The sequence below is a fragment of the Rhizobium sp. BR 249 genome (genome assembly GCF_047445895.1).
GTDB lineage: Bacteria > Pseudomonadota > Alphaproteobacteria > Rhizobiales > Rhizobiaceae > Rhizobium.
In genome coordinates, this window is the sequence record NZ_JARWKX010000057.1 from 1 (window position 1) to 769 (window position 769).

1 protein-coding gene is annotated in these 769 nt (G+C 63.6%); it reads left to right on the forward strand.

The annotated features are described in order from the left end of the window. The coding region (locus QD408_RS27130; protein ID WP_414141431.1) for a calcium-binding protein at positions 1–769 on the forward strand (769 nt) is incomplete at both ends.

Here is a 769-nt window from a genome sequence, read left to right on the forward strand (position 1 = left end):
CGAGAACCTCATCTCCTTCGGCACGGGGGCGTTTACCGGAACYGGCAATGSGCTCGACAACGTTATCACCGGCGGAGCGGGGATCGAYACGCTGAAGGGCGGRGCGGGCGACGACACCTATGTCATCTCCACCGGCGACGTCGTCGTCGAGAATGCCGACGAGGGTATCGACACRGTTCGCGCGCTGGCAAACTATACGCTYGGCAGCAATGTCGAGAACCTCACCTATATCGGCACGGSAGCSTTTACCGGAACCGGCAATGCGCTCGACAACGTTATCACCGGCGGCGCCGGCAACGATGTGCTGAATGGCGAGGTTGGCGCCGACACTCTGATCGGTCGAGTGGGCAACGATGCCTATGTCGTCGACAATGTCGGCGACGTCGTCGTCGAGAACGCCGCCGAAGGAACGGACACGGTCTGGACGAACCTGAGCGCCTACACRCTTGGCGCCAATACCGAGAACCTCACCTACTTCGGCACCGGGGCGTTTACCGGAACCGGCAATGCGCTTGCCAACGCGATCGTCGGCGGCGCCGGCAACGATCTGCTGGACGGCGGCGCCGGCGCCGACAGTCTGCGCGGTGGCGCGGGCAACGACATCTATGTGGTCGACAATGCGGGCGACGTGATCGTCGAGGCGGCGGGCGGCGGCACTGACGAATTGCGGACGGTGCTTTCAGCCTACTCGATCGCTACGCTGACCAATGTCGAGAACCTGAGCTATACGGGATCCGGCAACTTCACGGGCACCGGCAATGCGCTGGCC